This window comes from Prochlorococcus sp. MIT 1307 (assembly GCF_034092395.1).
In the GTDB taxonomy this organism is placed as follows: domain Bacteria; phylum Cyanobacteriota; class Cyanobacteriia; order PCC-6307; family Cyanobiaceae; genus AG-363-K07.
The window spans coordinates 1467809-1485114 of the sequence record NZ_CP139301.1; the positions used below are offsets into that span (position 1 = coordinate 1467809).

Below are 17306 nucleotides of genomic sequence, written 5' to 3' on the forward strand. Positions count from 1 at the left end.
CTGAATTACTGTGCTTCTTCTAAGGATCTCCTCAGATTTGACTTTTGTCGACTATTTCAAAGTTCTAGAAGTCCCGGTGGTGGAGTTAGCAGGAGCCACCCTTCTTTGAGATCTACTACGGGTACGATTGCATGGACAAATGGTATTAATACTGTTCGTCCTTCTAAAAGTTTGATTTCTAGTAGATCGTTGCCACCATTAGTCAGGTTGGTCACCATTCCTATTAGAGGTCCATTTGGCTTCAGTCTGGCTTCTAAGCCAACTAAATCCAGAAGATGGAATTCATTTTCAGCAAGCTTTGGTCGATCACTTGAAGGGACTAGAAGGTTTGCACCAATAAGTTTTTCAGCCTCAGTCCGATTATTTATTTCAGCGAAGCGCACTACAAAAATTTCCTTTCCTGGGACTCGTCTACCAGAGATTAATTTGACTTGGAGGAGATCAGTTTCTTCTTTGTTCTTTAGCCAGCGTTTACCAGGTTGAGTGAACCGCTCTTCAAAATCGCTGTATGGTTTGACTCTGATTTCGCCATGGAGGCCTTGGGGCGTAACAAGCTTTCCTATCCTTAGCCAATTTTCGTTGCTAATCATGCGAGAAGGATAGATTGTTTGGACTTGACCTTACGCAAGAGGATTTGATAGGTGACTGAATCTTCAACACCAATTTTGCCTGGAGCCACTGTGCAAGTAAATGACTCTCGCTCAATTTACAAAGGTTATACAGGCTTTGTTCAGAGAGTGAGTGGAGACCAGGCTGCGGTACTTTTTGAAGGAGGCAATTGGGATAAGTTAATAACAATTCCAATTAAGCATCTTCAATTAATTTAATTTGTATTTTATATATATTCTTAATTTATAAACTTGCTTAGATTTTAAGACTTTTTAAGGCTGAAATTGCTGCTTCTTTTTCTGCGTTTTTGCGAGAGCTTCCCCAGCCCTCTCCTATTACTTTATCTTCGATTTTTACTCTACAAAAGAATCTTTTAGGATCTCCATGTTCTTGAGAAACTTCTTGCACTGCATACTTCGGTAAGTTAAGTCCTTTGCCTTGGCTCCATTCTTGAAGAGCAGACTTAGAATTGTGTCGGTATGGGTCTTTCATAACTTGGAATGTTTCTTCTTGCCAATATGGAGAGAGCCAAATAATAATTTGACTGAGATCTTCTAAACATTCGTATATAGCTCCAATTAAGGCTTCAGTTGCTTCCGCCTGAAGAGTGGAAAGTGCAGCAAAGTCCTTTTCGGCTTTAGGGCCAATAATTAGTACTTTTTCTATCTTTATATTCTTTCCAACTTTTGTTAACCAATCATCGCTTACGAGGATTGATCTAAGGGCCGATCTATCGCCAACTGTCATTCTTGGAAAGTTGTAGTCAATGAACTTTGTAGCAGCAAGCCTAAGAACTGCATCTCCTAGAAATTCCAATCTCTCATGATTGTATGAGCAATTTGCAGAGGTATGAGTTAATGCTTCGTTGATAATTTTGAACCCTAAATCTGTTTTTTGAAGAACAAATTTGTTGGGGTCAATATTTATGCGTGCCAATAGTAATTGCAACTGATTTGTTCGTTTCGTGGAAATTTTTTCATTTGTCTTTTGTTTCATTGTAATTTTGCTTATTGTTGTTTAATATCTTGACTATTTGAATTGGTTGCTAAATATATAAAAAGGGTGAAAGCAGGTCATAAGCCGGGTTCTGTTCACATTCTCGAAAGAGATGTGGGTGATCATCTATCTGGGACTGACGTTACCGACAGCCTCTAGCGGCTCATGTAATGGAACTAAGGCAGATGACCAGCATTAGTTCCTTCGCCTTGCTCCTGGCCGGGGTTTACCTAGCCAGCACCTCTCGATGCTGCTGGTGCGCTCTTACCGCACCTTTGCACCCTTGCCTGTGCTTTGGGGTAAATGCCCCAGTAATAGCCATTGGCGGTGTGTTTCTGTGGCACTTTCCTCACGGTTGCCCGCACTGGGAATTACCCAGCAAGCCTGGCCATCGAGGAGCCCGGACTTTCCTCAATCGAATACAGAATGCGTATAGCAAATAAGTAACGATTGCGATCACCTCTCCTGCTTTCACAGTCCATAATGCCTTGAAGGCATAATTCATTCCAGTGGGGCTGTAGCTCAGCCGGATAGAGCGACGGTTTCCTAAACCGTAGGTCGTGGGTTCGAGTCCCGCCAGCCCCGTGATGTTGAAGATTGTTTTTTAGTGGTCGGTGCTACATCTGGTGGGGTGGGCAAACATGGCACCCTGCCGCTAGCGTATGTGAAGTGAAACAGTCGCTATGACCCAGCTTCACGATCTTCGACTTCGACTTCTTGTACAGCAGGAAAGTGAGAAAATCGCAAATTTACAATCGACTGAATTAGATCTTTCAGTTGTTCAAGCTAGATGCCTCTGCTGGTTAGCTCTTTTGGCTGAAGCCCATGAGGATCAGGCTAGTGATGCTGAACGACGAGGTGACACTGAACAGGCAATGGGTTGGTTTGCAGATTCAATGCGATTGAGGGATGTCATACAGGTTGTTACGAGTGTTGAGATTCCTCTCCCAGATAGCCTTCACCTTGAAGGGGATGAGGACAATTCTTTTGAAGAACCTCCATTAGCGGCATAGCAGATGTAATGATGGTGGAAGCGCTAAGAGGGACTCCGGTGACTGAAGAGCCCTGCCAATGCCCTGACTGTCAAAGGTTTTATAGGGAGCATGATCGGTTAATTCGTGAGTTTCCCACTCTTCGCAATCAGCAAGAGTTGAATTGGGCAGCTTTGCAATCTTTTAGGACTCTTTCAGGAAGAGTGTTAGAGGATTTACAAAAGCAATATGGTGCTAGGGCTAGTCATCAGGATGACTCTGCTACATCGCTTTCCATTGCTGGAGAAGCTGAAGAAAAAGCTGACTCTCTTCAGCAAGCAATAGCTGATCTTGAAAATATTAATGCTCATCTTTTTTCAATAGAAGCATTGATGGAAAGAGTTTTTGATGTGAAAGTACCAGAAGCTATAGAACAAAAATTCCGTGAATTAGCCGATGAATTGGCTCCTGATCCTCTTAACGCAGACCGTCTCAGATTAAATAGATTGCTTCATCAGACGCCTGACGTTCCTGATAAAAACTAATTATCTTAACTCTTATAAATTCACGCTTAGCTTTAAGATGATTGTATATAGTTTAACAATTAATGGGAAAAATTATAGTTAAGGTTGTTAGCCTATGATAATTTATTTGAAGAATTAGTTAATGAATTAACATCACAGGTTATTTCAACAGGGAATGGCTGAACATTCCATATTGATTCACAATATTCACGAATTGATCTATCTGATGAAAAGAATCCAGACCTTGCTGTATTTATAAGTGACATGCGATTCCACTCTTCACGATCTTGCCATGCACGGCTGACATTGTCTTGTGACCTTAAATAGTCAGCAAAGTCAGCCATTACAAAGAATGGATCATTACCTGTAAGACTATTTAATAAAGGTTGAAAGAGCTCTGTATCACCATTACTGAAGTGGCCTAACTCTATTAATCGAATTGCTTCACTTAACTCTGGCAAGGCTTCAATATAACTTTTTGGGTCATAATTGTTATTTCTCAATTTCATGATCTCACTTTCTGTTTTCCCAAAAAGAAAGAAATTCTCAGCTCCCACTTGTTCACGAATTTCGATATTCGCACCATCAAGAGTTCCAATTGTCAATGCACCATTCATTGCAAATTTCATGTTTCCTGTACCTGAAGCTTCCTTTCCAGCAGTAGAAATTTGTTCTGAAAGGTCAGTAGCTGGATAAACCTGCTCTCCAAGCTTTACGTTGTAATCAGGAAGGAATACAACTCTTAGGCGACCGTCCATATCAGGATCCGCATTGACCATTTCAGCAATGCCATTGATAAACCTAATAATTAGTTTTGCCATGAAGTAGCCAGGAGCTGCTTTGCCTCCAAAAATGACTGTTCGAGGAGCCATTCCCTGTGCTTTTCCATTTTTTATACGAAGATATTGTGCAATTACTTGCAGTGCATTTAGATGCTGTCTCTTGTATTGATGGATTCTTTTGACTTGCACATCAAACATGCTGGCAGGGTCAACAAGGACACCAGTTTGACGATGGATGTAACCAGCAAGTTTTCTTTTTCCTGATAATTTAGCGGCACCAAATTTTTCGAGAAAGCTTTTGTCAAGCTGTTTATTTTCTAATTTTGTAAGTAATTCCATATTGGTAATCCAATCAGTTCCTACTTCTTCTGCCAGTAGTTTTGATAGTTCAGGATTGGCCAAGGCAACCCAGCGGCGAGGTGTAACTCCATTAGTTACATTGGTGAATTTTTCTGGCCAGAGTGCTGCGAACTCTGGTAATAACTGTCTTTTGATTAAGTCAGAATGTAAGGAAGCAACTCCATTAATGTGGTGGGCACCGATGGTCGCCAAATGTGCCATTCTTATTGCTTTGCCACCGTCTTCATCAATGATTGATAACTTTCTCAAAATCAAATCATTTCCTGGGTAGCGCAGGCGAACTTGTTGGAGGAATCTGCGATTGATTTCGTATATCAACTCAAGGTGACGAGGAAGCAAGCTGCTAAATAGATCTAAATCCCATTTTTCAAGTGCTTCAGGTAACAAAGTGTGATTTGTATATGCAACTGAGCTGTTAGTGACTTCCCATGCTTTTTCCCATTCCAAATGGTAATGATCTATAAGCAAGCGCATCATCTCCGCGACTGCAATTGCGGGATGTGTGTCATTAAGTTGTACTGTCCAATGTTTTGAGAATTCTTCTATTGCTATACCTCTTTTTTCGAGGCTTCTTAGCATGTCTTGAAGTGAACAGCTAACAAAGAAATGTTGTTGCTTTAATCTCAATCGACGTCCTTCATCAGTGCCGTCATTGGGATATAGAACTTTTGATAACGTTTCTGAAGCTACCTTCTCCTCTACTGCTCCGTAATAATCGCCAATGTTGAAAGCGTAGAAATCAAAACTTTCTGTAGCGTCTGCTCTCCAAAGCCTTAAACGGTTGCAAGTATTTACTTGATATCCAAGAACAGGAACATCATGCGGAATACCAATTGCGTGTTCTGTTGGTATCCACCGTGATCGGTATTTACCATTTTCGTCTATGTAATTTTCTGTTCTTCCACCAAAGCCAACAAAGCAAGCTTCATCAGGTTGAGGAAGCTCCCAAGGCCAGCCTCCTTTAAGCCATTTGTCTGTTACTTCAACCTGCCAGCCATCTCTAATGAGTTGATTGAAAATTCCAAACTCGTATCTAATGCCATAACCAGTAGCTGGAATTTGCAAGCTTGCGAGTGATTCCATATAGCAAGCTGCAAGACGTCCTAACCCTCCATTCCCTAGGCCTGGTTCTTCTTCTACTTCCAGAATGTGACCTAGAGATTGAATACCAAATCGTTTTAATGCGGTCTCGGCTTCCTTCTGTATTCCAAGATTTAAAAGGTTGTTATTTAATTGTGGACCAATGAGGAATTCAGCAGATAGATAGGCCACTGTTTTTTGTGGCTTTGCACGTATGGCCTCTTGGCTTGCTAGATACCGCGTCATGAGCCTATCTCGGACTGCATAACTCAGTGCCATATAAAGATCATGCAGACTTGCAGTTGGAGCTAGTTTCCCAAGCGTGAAAAATAAATGCTCGGTGATGCCATCAAATACTGCATCAGCTCCTATGCCTGCTCTTTCATGGTCGGAGTAACAACCTGGTGTTGGAAGCTTTAGTTCTAAAGGCTTGGTGCTGCTCATAACGAAATAAGAGATTGATTGGCTTCTTAGAGATTGTTCCCGCAGTGTTCAGGGATATTTGTGATTAATATTCGAAGACGGTAGCTCTACTTTTGAAGTGGGAATCTTCTTGACTTCAGATCCACACCTGATTGGAAGTGAGCGGAAGATTATTTTCGTATGAAATGGCAAGATAATGTTTCTCGGTCCTTTATGTTTCAAGAAGGAAAAGAGTTTGAAAACTTCAATCTATGGATTTGCCTCAAGTGTTTTCAGTGCTCAGCACGCATGAAGTCGAAGTAGCAGAAACCTTAATCGGTGTAATTAATTTCCTCTTGATCTTCTTAGCCGCAAGGACTTTGGCTGAGGTTCTAGTCAGGATTAATTTGCCAACGATTGTTGGGGAGCTTTTGGCTGGGGTGCTGATTGGAGCTTCGGGATTGCATTTGTTAATACCTCCAACTACTGGGGCGCAATTAAATGCGGGCTTTGTAAATGTGATTAGTTCGTTGGCGTCAGTTCCCCCTGAGGCTGTTCCTGATCTTTATTTCGAAACTTTTCCTTCGCTGCAGGCAGTTGCAACTCTTGGCTTATATGCGCTGCTTTTCCTAACTGGTTTAGAGAGCGAGTTAGAAGAACTCGTTGCTGTTGGTGCGCAAGCTTTCACAGTCGCCATGGCAGGTGTGATTTTGCCTTTTGTCGCTGGAACTGTTGGCTTGATGTTTATCTTTCAGGTTGATTTGATACCTGCGGTTTTTGCTGGTGCTTCTATGACAGCAACAAGTATTGGTATTACTGCCAGTGTTTTTGGGGAACTTGGTTATCTCAAAACTCGAGAAGGACAGATTGTTATAGGCGCGGCAGTGCTTGATGACATTTTGGGCATCGTCATCCTTGCGGTGGTCGTTGCTTTGGCTACAGGAGGCTCACTGCAGATTGCTCCCATTGTCAAACTTGTTTTGGCGGCCACTGTATTTGTAGTTGGGGCAATAGTTCTTAGTAGAACAGCTGCACCTGCTTTTGATTGGGTACTAGAAAGACTGAAAGCTCCAGGAGCTGTCGTGGTGGCTTCGTTCGTAATTCTTGTGTTGAGTTGTTTTGTTGCAACTGCAATTGGGTTGGAAGCAGCGTTAGGAGCCTTTGCCGCTGGCTTGATCCTCAGTAGTTCTAAAAACAATCACGCCATTCAACAGTCCGTATTACCACTTGTCTCTCTTTTTGCAACTATTTTCTTTGTGCTTGTAGGCGCAGGAATGGATCTTTCAGTTATTAATCCACTTGATCCCAGCAGTCGCTCAGCATTGGTAGTAGCAGGATTTATGTTATTAGTTGCAATTGTTGGGAAGATAGCTGCAGGTTGGTGTTTCGTTATTGACAAGCCTACTGATCGATTAGTGGTTGGTTTGGGAATGATGCCTCGTGGAGAGGTTGGTTTGATTTTTCTTGGATTGGGAACCAGTGCAGGCCTGCTAGGTCCTTCATTAGAAGCAGCAGTTTTATTAATGGTTATAGGAACCACTTTTCTTGCACCAGTTTTGCTCCGAATTGTGCTTAAAGATAAAACCCCAGGTGGTGGTAATACCATCCCTGATGATGTAGCAGCTAACCCTGTTGGACTTGTCTAACATCTTTACTGTTCAATCCAGGCACAGGATTGACTTTGGAGATAAGGATGAGCAATTAAATAATTACCGTCCGAGATGAGAGTTGGTTGCCTAACATCTCATTCTTTAGTTCAGTCAGCTCACTCTTTCGATGTCTGCTTTAGCTGGTACGCCTAATGCCCCTTGGAGCTATTTAGGTCATGACGTTTATTCGGTGAGCTGTAGCCCTGCTGATGCTCCTTTGCAGGTGGCAAGCTTTAACAAAGAGAGCCCAGCAGTCTTGCTAGTTCATGGGTTTGGGGCATCAACAGACCATTGGCGTTACAACATTCCAGTACTTGCTCGAACTTATGAGGTTCATGCCATTGATTTGCTTGGTTTTGGCAGAAGTGCAAAACCTTCAGAATTGGAATATGGGGGAGAGTTATGGAAGGAACAGGTTGTTGCATATGTAAAAGAGCGAATAGGAAGACCTACGGTGATTGTTGGTAACTCTCTTGGTGGTTATGCCGCTTTGGCTGCAGGAGCTGCATTGGAATCTGATTCTGCTGGTGTGGTTTTATTAAATGCAGCGGGATATTTCAGTGATGAGAAGTTCCCCTCTAAGCCAAAGGATTTTGGAGCAAAGTTGCGTCAAATGGTTGGCTTGGGCCTTTCAAGGGATCTTTTGGTTAAGTGGGTTGTTTATCCTTTAATGCAACGCTTGATTTTTGAAAATTTACGTAGACCTGGTGTTATTCGGAGTACTCTCCAACAGGTTTATATAGATCCTACTAATGTTGATGATTATTTAATTGAGTCGATTCGTCGGCCTTCTTTGGATCCAGGAGCATTTCAGGTGTTTCGTAAAGTTTTTCAAGCACGTGGATTGAAGGGTAAACCGATAGATGAATTATTTAAAGATTTAAAAGCGCCTCTCCTTTTGCTTTGGGGTGATAGTGACCCTTGGCTGAGGAATGCAAAAGCCAAACAAGATAAATTTCGGGCATTTGCTCAAAAAGCTTCTTTAGAAGTTAAAGAGGTTCTTCTAAAGGCTGGTCATTGCCCTCATGATGAGGTGCCCGATAAGGTAAATGAAGCAATGCTTACGTGGTTGAAAGGTTAGTAATTTGTCGGGTTGAGAAATAAGCTTCTAGCTGACCATTTGGATTATTCGTAAGAATTGATTTATGCCAATCACTTTTACTAGAAAAGAAGTGCCCTATCATCATTGGGAACTTTTGGATATTGATAGTTGTGATCGTATAAGAATAGTTCCAGAGCGAGGCGGCTTGATCACTGAATGGTTTTGTAATGGACGAGAGGTTCTTTATTTTGACTACGAGCGATTTAACCAAATCGGCCAAAGTGTTCGTGGTGGAATCCCTATTTTATTCCCTATTTGCGGAAATTTGCCTGGTAATTCTTGGAAATCAGGTAATCATGAATATAGGCTCCCACAACACGGTTTCTCGAGAGATCTTCCTTGGAAAATAGATTTCATGCATCATGATAAATGTTGTGTTTTAAGTTTGTGTGATAATGAAGCTTCGCGTGCAATGTATCCATATTCTTTCCTGGTTGAAATTAAGTTTAAACTAGAGATTAATGCTATTAATTTTTTAATTAATATTGAAAATCGTAGTAAAGAAAAAATGCCTTTTTCTTTTGGTATGCACCCCTATTTTAATGTAACGGACTTGGGGAAAATAGAAGTTGATGGATTGCCCTCTAAATGTATTAATCACTTGAATATGTTAGAAGATGATACTAAAAAACAACTGGCTGTTATTTCAGATGGGATAGATTTTATTTGTGGCCCTTCTAAACTTGTAACTGTGGTTGATTTGTTAACTCGTACCCGAGTTCATTTGCAACAACAAGAGCCCATGAATCTAACTGTTTTATGGACGGACCCACCTAGAAAAATGATTTGTTTAGAGCCTTGGACAAGCCCACGTGAGTCGTTGATTAATGGAGAACGTATACTTTTACTGGAGCCAGGAGCGATCCAAAAGTTAGATTGTAGACTTATGACTGATTAATTTAATGCTGACGAGCTTGCTTATTTCAAATCTTTTTTAAAGCATTTCCAATATCCAAATAATTATCTTACTCATGAAACTTCATTTCATAGTGATTTACATCTCTACTTGATGGATTTACTCTTATAGGTGATTGGATAACCTCTTATGAGGTATTAAGAGATGAGAAATTATCGTTTGTTGGATTTCAGGCAAGAGTTAATTGCGATTGTTGGAAGTGAAAAAGTAATTACTGAGCAAAGCAAGATTCGATTTTATAGTACCGGAATTCGTGTTGGTTTTGGTGATGCTTGTGCAGTCGTTTTCCCTAAAGACTTGATACAACTTTGGAAAATATTGGAAACAGCAATATCTTTCGACAAAATTATTCTTCTTCAGGCTGCAAATACAGGTTTGACTGGTGGTTCGACTCCAGATGGTAATAATTATGATCGTGATGTTGTTATTATTAATACTCTTCACTTGGACAAGTTATTTATTTTGAATAATGGCTCTCAAGTTATTGCGCTCCCAGGGACAACATTATTTCAATTAGAAGAGCAATTGCTTCCTCTCGGGAGAGGACCACACTCCGTCATTGGTTCCTCGTGCATTGGGGCATCAGTTGTAGGAGGTGTATGCAACAACTCTGGAGGAAATTTAGTTAATCGGGGCCCTGCGTATACTGAATTATCTTTATTTGCAAGATTAAATCAAAAAGGGCAATTAGAATTAGTCAATCATCTTGATATTGAGCTAGGAGACTCACCCGAGAAGATTTTAACTAATCTCGAATCGGCAAATTTTAAGAAAAAAGGTTTACAAGATTCTGACAGAATGGCATCTGATCGTACATATCAGAAAAGAGTACGTGATTTTCATGCGATTACACCTTCTAGATTTAATGCAGACAAACGGCGCCATTATGAGGCTAGTGGCTGTGCAGGGAAAATCGCCGTTTTTGCTGTGAGGCTAGATACTTTTCCACTACCAAAAGATGAGCAAGTATTCCTTGTAGGAACGAATAACCCTAGGAGATTTACTGAGTTGAGAGAAAAGATTCTTTTAACTTTTGATCATTTACCTGATATGGGTGAATATATGCACCGTAGCTATTTCGATGGCTCAGATAAATATTGCAAGGATACATTTTTGATTATTAAATATTTTGGCACAAGGTTCCTTCCTAAACTTTTAGCTATCAAGAGGAAGTTAGATTACATAGCTGTTAAAACTCGCTTTTTACCAAAACACTTTTCTGATAAAGTTTTGCAATTTATAGCGAATATATTTCCTGACCACCTTCCTGAAAGAATAAGAGATATTCGCAGAAAATACGAACATTACATGGTTCTTTTGACTAGTGATAAATCTATTGAACCAACTCAGAATTTATTAGATTTAGCAATATCACTTGAGGATGATTATGATTACATTAAATGCACATCTTCGGAAGGTAAGGATCTCCTTTTGCATAGGTATGTAGCTGGAGCAGCGCCAGTTAGATATCGAATTATTAATTCTTCAAAGGTTGGAGAATTGCTTCCTCTGGATGTTGCACTTCCAAGAAATTGTACTTCTTGGTATCAAATTCTTCCACGTGAGATTATAAGCCAAATGGCAGAATCATTCCAAATGGGTCATTTCCTGTGTATGGTTTTTCATTGGGATTTTGTGTTAAAGAAAGGAGCAAATCTAAATGATTTGAAAGAACAAATTTTAACAATTTTAGATAAAAATAATGCAAAGTATCCTGCTGAGCATAATGTTGGTCATTTGTATAAGGCTGATGAGTGCCTAGAGAGCTTTTATAGAAGTTTGGATCCGACTAATAGCTTTAACCCTGGGATAGGCAAAACATCGAAAAAGAAGCACTATGAGTAGTTCTAAGTCGATTCAAATTTTTGCTAATTTGAGATTTGATTTTTAATAATTTTTTCCTACGGAAACTGATGCTATATTTTAGAATATATAATTAATTCTTACGTTTATTAAGATGGCTGGCAATGTCTCAGCACCAAAGGTTGTAAATGTCCGAGATCTTAGGGATTTGGCGAAGAATCGTTTACCTCAGATGGTTTTCGACTATATAGATAGTGGTGCTGATAGAGAACAAACTTTATTGCAAAATTGCACAGCCTTTAACGAAATTTATTTCCGGCCTAGATGTGCAGTAGCCACTCCTTCTTGTGACTTGTCGATTAAAGTTCTTGATCAGAAATTCCAATTACCCTTCCTTTTGGCACCAGTAGGTAGTAGCAGGATGTTTTATCCAAAAGGTGAAATTGTTGCAGCACGTGAGGCAGGAATTGCTGGAACTGGTTATACCCTTTCGACTCTTTCAGGATGCAGGTTAGAAGATGTAAAGGAAGCAACAAATTTTCCTGCTTGGTACCAGTTATATCTGCTTGGTGGTAGGGATGTGGCATTAAAAACAATTCAAAGAGCTAAATCTGCAGGTTTTTCAGCAATCGTGGTGACTATTGATACTCCTGTTTCTGGATTGCGTGAACGTGATGTACGAAATGGGACAAAAGAATTGCTCTCTATGAACCCATTTTCTATGCTTCCTTATATCTCCCAGATGTTAATAAAACCTTGTTGGCTTACTCAATGGCTTGGGGATGGGGGGTTGATGAATTTTCCAAATGTTGAACTAGATGATGGGCCAATGGGTTATACAGAAATAGGCCCAGCTTTAGAGCAATCAGTTGTTACTTGGGATGATTTGGATTGGATTCGTGAAGCATGGGGAGGCAAAATTATTGTTAAAGGTGTGCATGTAGGTGATGATGCCAGAAAGGCTGCTGACTTAGGAGTTGATGCGATTGTTGTTTCTAACCATGGTGCTCGACAGCTTGATAGTGTTGCGCCAACAATTAGGGTTCTACCTGAAATTGTGAAAGCTGTGAATGGTCAAATAGATGTTCTTTTAGATGGAGGTATACGTAGAGGCGGGGATGTTGTAAAGGCTTTATGTCTTGGTGCAAAGGGAGTCCTCATTGGTAGAGCGTATGCTTATGGACTTGCTGCAGGAGGGGGGCCTGGAGTAGCAAGAGCAATTGAGATAATTCGTACTGATATTTTGCGCACAATGAAGCTTTTGGGTTGTGACTCAGTTAATAAGTTAGATTCATCCTTTGTTACTTTCCCTGAAAGTTGGAAGCAATATTAAATCCAATTTAATCATAGCTTGACTCATAATTAAAGGTTTTTTGGATGAAGATTGTTGTTTTTGATGATGACCCTACAGGTTCTCAAACTGTTTATGGTTGCCCTTTACTTTTGCGTTGGGATAAATCTAGTTTAGTTCAAGCTATTAATCATCCTTCACCTTTATTATTCCTTTTGGCAAATACTCGCTCTATGAATCCAGTTTTAGCAGAGAAAAGAATAGGTGAAATTTGTCAATCTATAAAACAAGTATTAATTGAGCAAGAAATTCTCTTGGAAAATATTTGTTTTGTTAGTCGAGGAGACTCAACTTTGCGAGGACATGGTACTCTTGAGCCAGAAGTAATTAATAGTTTACTCGGACCTTTTGATGCAACATTGCATGTGCCAGCGTTTCTAGAAGGTGGAAGGACTACTGTAAATGGTGTGCATTTTTTACATGGAAAACCGGTTCATACTACTGAGTTTGCTCGAGATAAAGCTTTTGGATATTCAACGAGTGATTTAGATTTATGGTTACAAGAGAAGAGTAGGGGAAAGATTGTTGCTCAAAATGTTGATCGACTAAATTTTGCTTCACTTGATGCAGCAATTAACTCAAAGACTGGCCTGAAGAATCTTATTGATTTCCTATTGGCCTTGTCTGGTAATAGACCTGTTGTAGTTGATGCTCAACATCCTTCACAGTTGGAAGTTTTAGGAAAGGTAGTTAGAACTTTGATTGGAAGAAAACGTTTTCTTTTTCGTTCGGCTGCAAGCTTGATTAATGGCTTATCTAACCTGCCTGGAAAAACTCATAATGCTGAGGAGTTTGCGTCTTTAAGACTTAAAGAAAGTTCTGGAGATTTAAAGCCTGGGTTGGTGATGGTTGGTTCTCATGTTCGCCTTGCAGATGAGCAGTTGGAACTATTACTGAAGCAAGATTGTTGTGAAGGCATTGAGTTCCCTGCAAAGCAAATCGCAAGTGTTTTTTTGGGAGACTTGGCAGACACTTTGCTTTCTGATTTCGAGACTGAGGTTTTATACAAGTTAAATCTTATTTTAGCTTCAAGAAAAACACCAGTAATTTACACTACTCGCGGAGAAATTTATTTTTCATCAATAGAAGCCAGAATCAATTTTGGAAATTTCTTGGCAGAATTCATGGCTAGTGTAGTCAAGAAAGTAATCATTAAGTTGGGGTATGTAATTAGCAAGGGTGGTGTTACAACTCATACTTTTCTTGAGAAAGGCTTAAACTTAGCTTCAGTTGAATTGAAAGGACAATTATTGCCAGGCTTATCTGTTGTATGTGCGACAGACTATTCATTAGCAGAGGGACTTCCAATTGTTACTTTCCCAGGTAATTTAGGTTTTAAAGATACTCTCCTGTCTGCATGGCAACTAATGGAGAATGATAGGTAAATATTTTTAACTGATTAATACTTTTTGTTGTTTCTGACCATCAATAAAGTTCACATATAATTTTTTGCTTTTTAATTAATACCTTTCAATCACAGAAGTTGCAAATCCACTACAGCTTAAGGGTTCTACCTTTGGCTCCATAAGACGAGCTAGATCATAAGTGACTTTTTGATCTGCAATTGATTGACTAATTCCTTTCGTAATTAGATCAGCTGCTTTTTGCCATCCTAGGAATTCCAACATCATGACTCCACTAAGCATTAATGATCCTGGGTTTATTCGATCTAATCCAGCATGTTTAGGTGCAGTTCCATGTGTTGCTTCAAATATGGCTGCCTTATCACCAATGTTGGCGCCAGGCGCCATTCCAAGTCCGCCTACAATTGCAGCTGCTGCATCAGAAATATAGTCACCATTGAGATTCAATGTTGCAAGGATTGAGTACTCTTGAGGTCTGGTTTGAATTTGTTGAAAAATACTGTCGGCAATTCGATCATCAACCATAACCATTTGTCGCCATTTTCCATTCCCATGACTTGCTCCTATGTTTTCTAAAATTGATTTAACCTCTAAACAAATAGCATCTTTTTTCTCTTGAGTTAGTGATTCATAGCCAGGATCAATCATCTTTGCATTATTTTCAATATTGATTGAAAGGTTCTTTTCTGCATTGTCTAGTATCCAACTTTCCCGTTCTGTGATGCACTCCTTACGAAATTCATCTGTTGCTAATTCATAGCCCCAATCTCGAAAGGCACCTTCAGTAAATTTCATGATATTTCCTTTATGTACAAGAGTCACGTGACGTCGATCACCTGAAAGCTTTAGTGCATGTTGAATAGCTTTGCGAATATGTCTTTGACTTCCAGCTTTGCTCACTGGTTTGATCCCTATACCTGAACCTTGAGGGATTTGCCTTTTGCCAAGTTTTCCGTTTGCAGGGATAACTTTAGAGTTGAGGTGATCAATTAAGTTAATTCCAGTTTCATCATTGGCTTCCCATTCGATTCCCATATAAATATCTTCTGTATTTTCTCGATAAACAATGACATCGAGATCTTGAGGGCGCTTATGAGGACTTGGCGTGCCTTTGTAATAGCGACATGGACGAACACATGAATAAAGATCAAATATTTGTCTCAGGGCAACATTTAATGAACGTATTCCGCCACCTACTGGAGTAGTTAGTGGACCTTTAATGGCCACTCCATAAGTCTCAATTGCGGTAAGAGTATCTTGAGGAAGGTATTGATAAGTTCCGTAAAGGTCGCATGCTTCATCGCCTGCATAGACTTTGAACCATTCGATTCGTCGTTTAGTCCCATAGGCTTTATTGATTGCTGCATCAATTACCGCTTGTGTTGCAGGCCAGATATCTACACCAGTACCATCTCCCCTAATGAAAGGGATGATTGGATCATTGGGAACTTCCGGATTACCGTTAACGAAACGAATCGCTGTGCCTTGCCTGGGAGTGCTGAGTTTCTCAAACTGGGCCATAAAGATTGAATTAGGCGATTATTTGACCTAAGGGAGCCTATGACTAAATGAGGTCCTCTAAGTTCTATAAGCACTATGCTTTCATGTTCATAATGCAGATATATCTAGGATATGCTTGACCTTTGAGAGTTGTAATCCCTAATCATTTGGAGAGTGAAAGTCGATTCTGCAGGCTTTGATGGCTGCATTTGTATAACTTGATACTCTCTCCTTCGTAATCAAGGGATTTGTTGAACCCATCGGACTCAAGATTTTAAAGTCTATGGGTGCTTATAGCTTCGTTTAATTCTTTCATTGCTTCTCCCCAATGTCTCTAGCCCTAGCGAGCCAACTTAGAGAAGGAACGAAAAAAGCTCACACAATGGCCGAAAATACAGGCTTTGTGAGTTGCTTCCTGAAAGGTGTTGTGGATAAGTCGACTTATCGCAAATTATTAGCAGATCTTTATTTTGTTTATAGAGCGATGGAAGAGGAAATTGGCAGGCTTGCCTTAGATGGACACCCTGTTGTTAGCCGCATTTCCTACCCAGAGCTCAATCGGCGAGAATCTCTTGAGCAAGACCTCACTTTTTATTTTGGTGCAGATTGGTTAAAAAGTTTGGAGCCAACTAGTTCCGCAAAAGCTTATGTAGAGCGAATTCGCCAAGTTGCCAAGAATTCTCCTGAATTGTTGGTTGGCCATCACTACACAAGATATATAGGCGACTTATCAGGAGGACAAATTCTGAAAAACATTGCTCAGAAAGCTATGAATCTGCCAGAGCAAGATGGATTGAGATTTTATGAGTTTGATAGTATCGATGATGAAAAGGGCTTTAAAAAACAATACAGCGCAACTTTGGACTCATTACCGATCAATCAAACAACTGCAGACTTGATTGTTGAGGAAGCCAATCAAGCTTTTAAATGGAATATGGAGATCTTTAAAGAGTTAGAAGGTAATCTTATTGCTGCTATTGGTAAAGTCCTATTTGGCTTCCTGACTAGGAGAAAACGTAAGGGCAGCACTGAAAAGACCTGACATTAAAGATTTTGAGATACCTTTGAAGATGATCCCATTGGTTAGTTGAATACTACAAAATGAGCTTTTTTTTAAGAAAGATTGGAGATCCATACTTAGATCAATTTGCTTAAGATCACACTCGTTAGGTGAGGTAGATGTTTGACCCTTTGCTTGAGCAATTGAATAGAAGTATCCAGGCTCGAGGAGGCGTACCTCAAGAGATCCCTTATGGATTGAATGAATGTTCTTCCCTGAAAGGAAACAGTGTTATTCGTAATTGGCTCTGGACGGTCCCTGGCTTTCGTCGCTGGAGGGTTACAAGACTTGATGGAGGAGAGGGTTTGCAAGTTTTGAACTCTGTGGCATATCCCGATTACATGAATGAACAGCCTTTGATGGGAATTGACCTTTTGTGGTTTGGAAAAACATCCAAGCTTGTTGCAGTCCTAGATTTTCAGCCACTGCTTCAAGAAGAGGATTACTTTGACCGTTACTTTTGTGGCTTGAAGTCTTTACGAAAACGCTTTCCAGAACTATGCAATGAAGAAATCATGCGTTCATTTGATCCACATAAATATTTTTCCCCTTGGTTGCTGTTTTGCCGAGGAGGCCTTCAACAGGCAAAGAAACTAATTTCAGAAGCCTTTCCAGCTTTTTTGGAGTCCTATTGGGCTTTACATCAAAGCTCAATGAATCGTTCTTCGATCATGCGGCCTGGAGATGTGAAACGCTTACAAATTGCTTACGATCAATATAGTTCTGAGAGGGATCCTGCTCACAGTTTGTTTACTAGTTATTTCGGTAAAGAATGGACCGAACGTTTTGTTAATGAGTTTCTCTTCCCATCTAGTTCAGTTAATTAATATGCTTCCT

General features: G+C 40.1%; 15 protein-coding genes, 1 tRNA gene and 1 other RNA gene. 12 read left to right on the top strand and 5 right to left on the bottom strand.

All coding sequences use genetic code 11. The annotated features are described in order from the left end of the window. Positions 1-56: 56 nt before the first annotated feature. On the bottom strand, positions 57-590 hold the full coding sequence (gene rimM, locus SOI82_RS07455) for a ribosome maturation factor RimM (protein WP_320666813.1): 534 nt from the start codon (positions 588-590) through the stop codon (positions 57-59). A 51-nt stretch (positions 591-641) separates the two neighbouring features. Here rimM and SOI82_RS07460 point away from each other — a divergent pair, with 51 nt between their 5' ends. After that, positions 642-827, top strand: coding sequence for an NAD(P)H dehydrogenase subunit NdhS (locus tag SOI82_RS07460; protein WP_320666814.1), 186 nt, complete (start codon positions 642-644; stop codon positions 825-827). Between the two features lie 37 nt (positions 828-864). Here SOI82_RS07460 and rnc read toward each other — a convergent pair whose 3' ends face one another. Next, complete coding sequence (rnc, locus tag SOI82_RS07465) at positions 865-1605, bottom strand: ribonuclease III (protein WP_320666815.1); 741 nt, start codon at positions 1603-1605, stop codon at positions 865-867. A 64-nt stretch (positions 1606-1669) separates the two neighbouring features. Further along, an RNA gene (gene rnpB / locus SOI82_RS07470) (RNase P RNA component class A) lies at positions 1670-2078 on the bottom strand. Between the two features lie 38 nt (positions 2079-2116). Between rnpB and SOI82_RS07475 the strand changes: the two genes are divergently transcribed. The 3 genes from SOI82_RS07475 to SOI82_RS07485 all read left to right on the top strand — a co-directional run bounded on the left by SOI82_RS07475 (position 2117) and on the right by SOI82_RS07485 (position 3121). Continuing rightward, positions 2117-2190 (top strand) — tRNA-Arg (locus SOI82_RS07475). 98 nt (positions 2191-2288) lie between these two features. Beyond that, on the top strand, positions 2289-2618 hold the full coding sequence (locus SOI82_RS07480; protein WP_320666816.1) for a hypothetical protein: 330 nt from the start codon (positions 2289-2291) through the stop codon (positions 2616-2618). Between the two features lie 38 nt (positions 2619-2656). Continuing rightward, positions 2657-3121 carry a hypothetical protein gene (locus tag SOI82_RS07485; protein WP_320666817.1) on the top strand — a complete coding sequence of 155 codons (465 nt, stop codon included), beginning with the start codon at positions 2657-2659 and terminating at the stop codon, positions 3119-3121. Between the two features lie 92 nt (positions 3122-3213). Here the strand turns inward: SOI82_RS07485 and SOI82_RS07490 are convergent, their stop codons facing one another. After that, positions 3214-5766: a glycogen/starch/alpha-glucan phosphorylase gene (locus SOI82_RS07490; protein ID WP_320666818.1), complete on the bottom strand. Its 2553-nt coding sequence runs from the start codon at positions 5764-5766 to the stop codon at positions 3214-3216. 230 nt (positions 5767-5996) lie between these two features. On the opposite strand from SOI82_RS07490, the gene SOI82_RS07495 reads away from it, so the two are divergent. From SOI82_RS07495 to SOI82_RS07520, 6 genes are all read left to right on the top strand, one after another. Next, positions 5997-7370, top strand: a complete 1374-nt coding sequence (locus SOI82_RS07495; protein ID WP_320666819.1) for a cation:proton antiporter — start codon at positions 5997-5999, stop codon at positions 7368-7370. Positions 7371-7500: 130 nt separating this feature from the next. Beyond that, positions 7501-8454: an alpha/beta fold hydrolase gene (locus SOI82_RS07500; protein WP_320666820.1), complete on the top strand. Its 954-nt coding sequence runs from the start codon at positions 7501-7503 to the stop codon at positions 8452-8454. 64 nt (positions 8455-8518) lie between these two features. Continuing rightward, on the top strand, positions 8519-9373 hold the full coding sequence (locus tag SOI82_RS07505) for a galactose mutarotase (RefSeq protein ID WP_320666821.1): 855 nt from the start codon (positions 8519-8521) through the stop codon (positions 9371-9373). 162 nt (positions 9374-9535) lie between these two features. Beyond that, on the top strand, positions 9536-11236 hold the full coding sequence (dld, locus tag SOI82_RS07510) for a D-lactate dehydrogenase (RefSeq protein WP_320666822.1): 1701 nt from the start codon (positions 9536-9538) through the stop codon (positions 11234-11236). Positions 11237-11348: 112 nt separating this feature from the next. Continuing rightward, positions 11349-12527, top strand: coding sequence for an alpha-hydroxy acid oxidase (locus tag SOI82_RS07515; RefSeq protein WP_320666823.1), 1179 nt, complete (start codon positions 11349-11351; stop codon positions 12525-12527). Between the two features lie 44 nt (positions 12528-12571). After that, positions 12572-13930 carry a four-carbon acid sugar kinase family protein gene (locus SOI82_RS07520; RefSeq protein WP_320666824.1) on the top strand — a complete coding sequence of 453 codons (1359 nt, stop codon included), beginning with the start codon at positions 12572-12574 and terminating at the stop codon, positions 13928-13930. 75 nt (positions 13931-14005) lie between these two features. Here SOI82_RS07520 and SOI82_RS07525 read toward each other — a convergent pair whose 3' ends face one another. Then, entirely contained in the window at positions 14006-15430 is a 1425-nt protein-coding gene (locus SOI82_RS07525) for an NADP-dependent isocitrate dehydrogenase (RefSeq protein WP_320666825.1), read from the bottom strand. Between the two features lie 307 nt (positions 15431-15737). Between SOI82_RS07525 and SOI82_RS07530 the strand changes: the two genes are divergently transcribed. Continuing rightward, the gene (locus SOI82_RS07530) at positions 15738-16451 is read left to right on the top strand and encodes a heme oxygenase (biliverdin-producing) (RefSeq protein ID WP_320666826.1); all 714 of its coding nucleotides are present in this window, start codon (positions 15738-15740) and stop codon (positions 16449-16451) included. 137 nt (positions 16452-16588) lie between these two features. Further along, positions 16589-17296 carry a 15,16-dihydrobiliverdin:ferredoxin oxidoreductase gene (locus SOI82_RS07535; protein WP_320666827.1) on the top strand — a complete coding sequence of 236 codons (708 nt, stop codon included), beginning with the start codon at positions 16589-16591 and terminating at the stop codon, positions 17294-17296. The last annotated feature ends 10 nt before the right edge of the window (positions 17297-17306 follow it).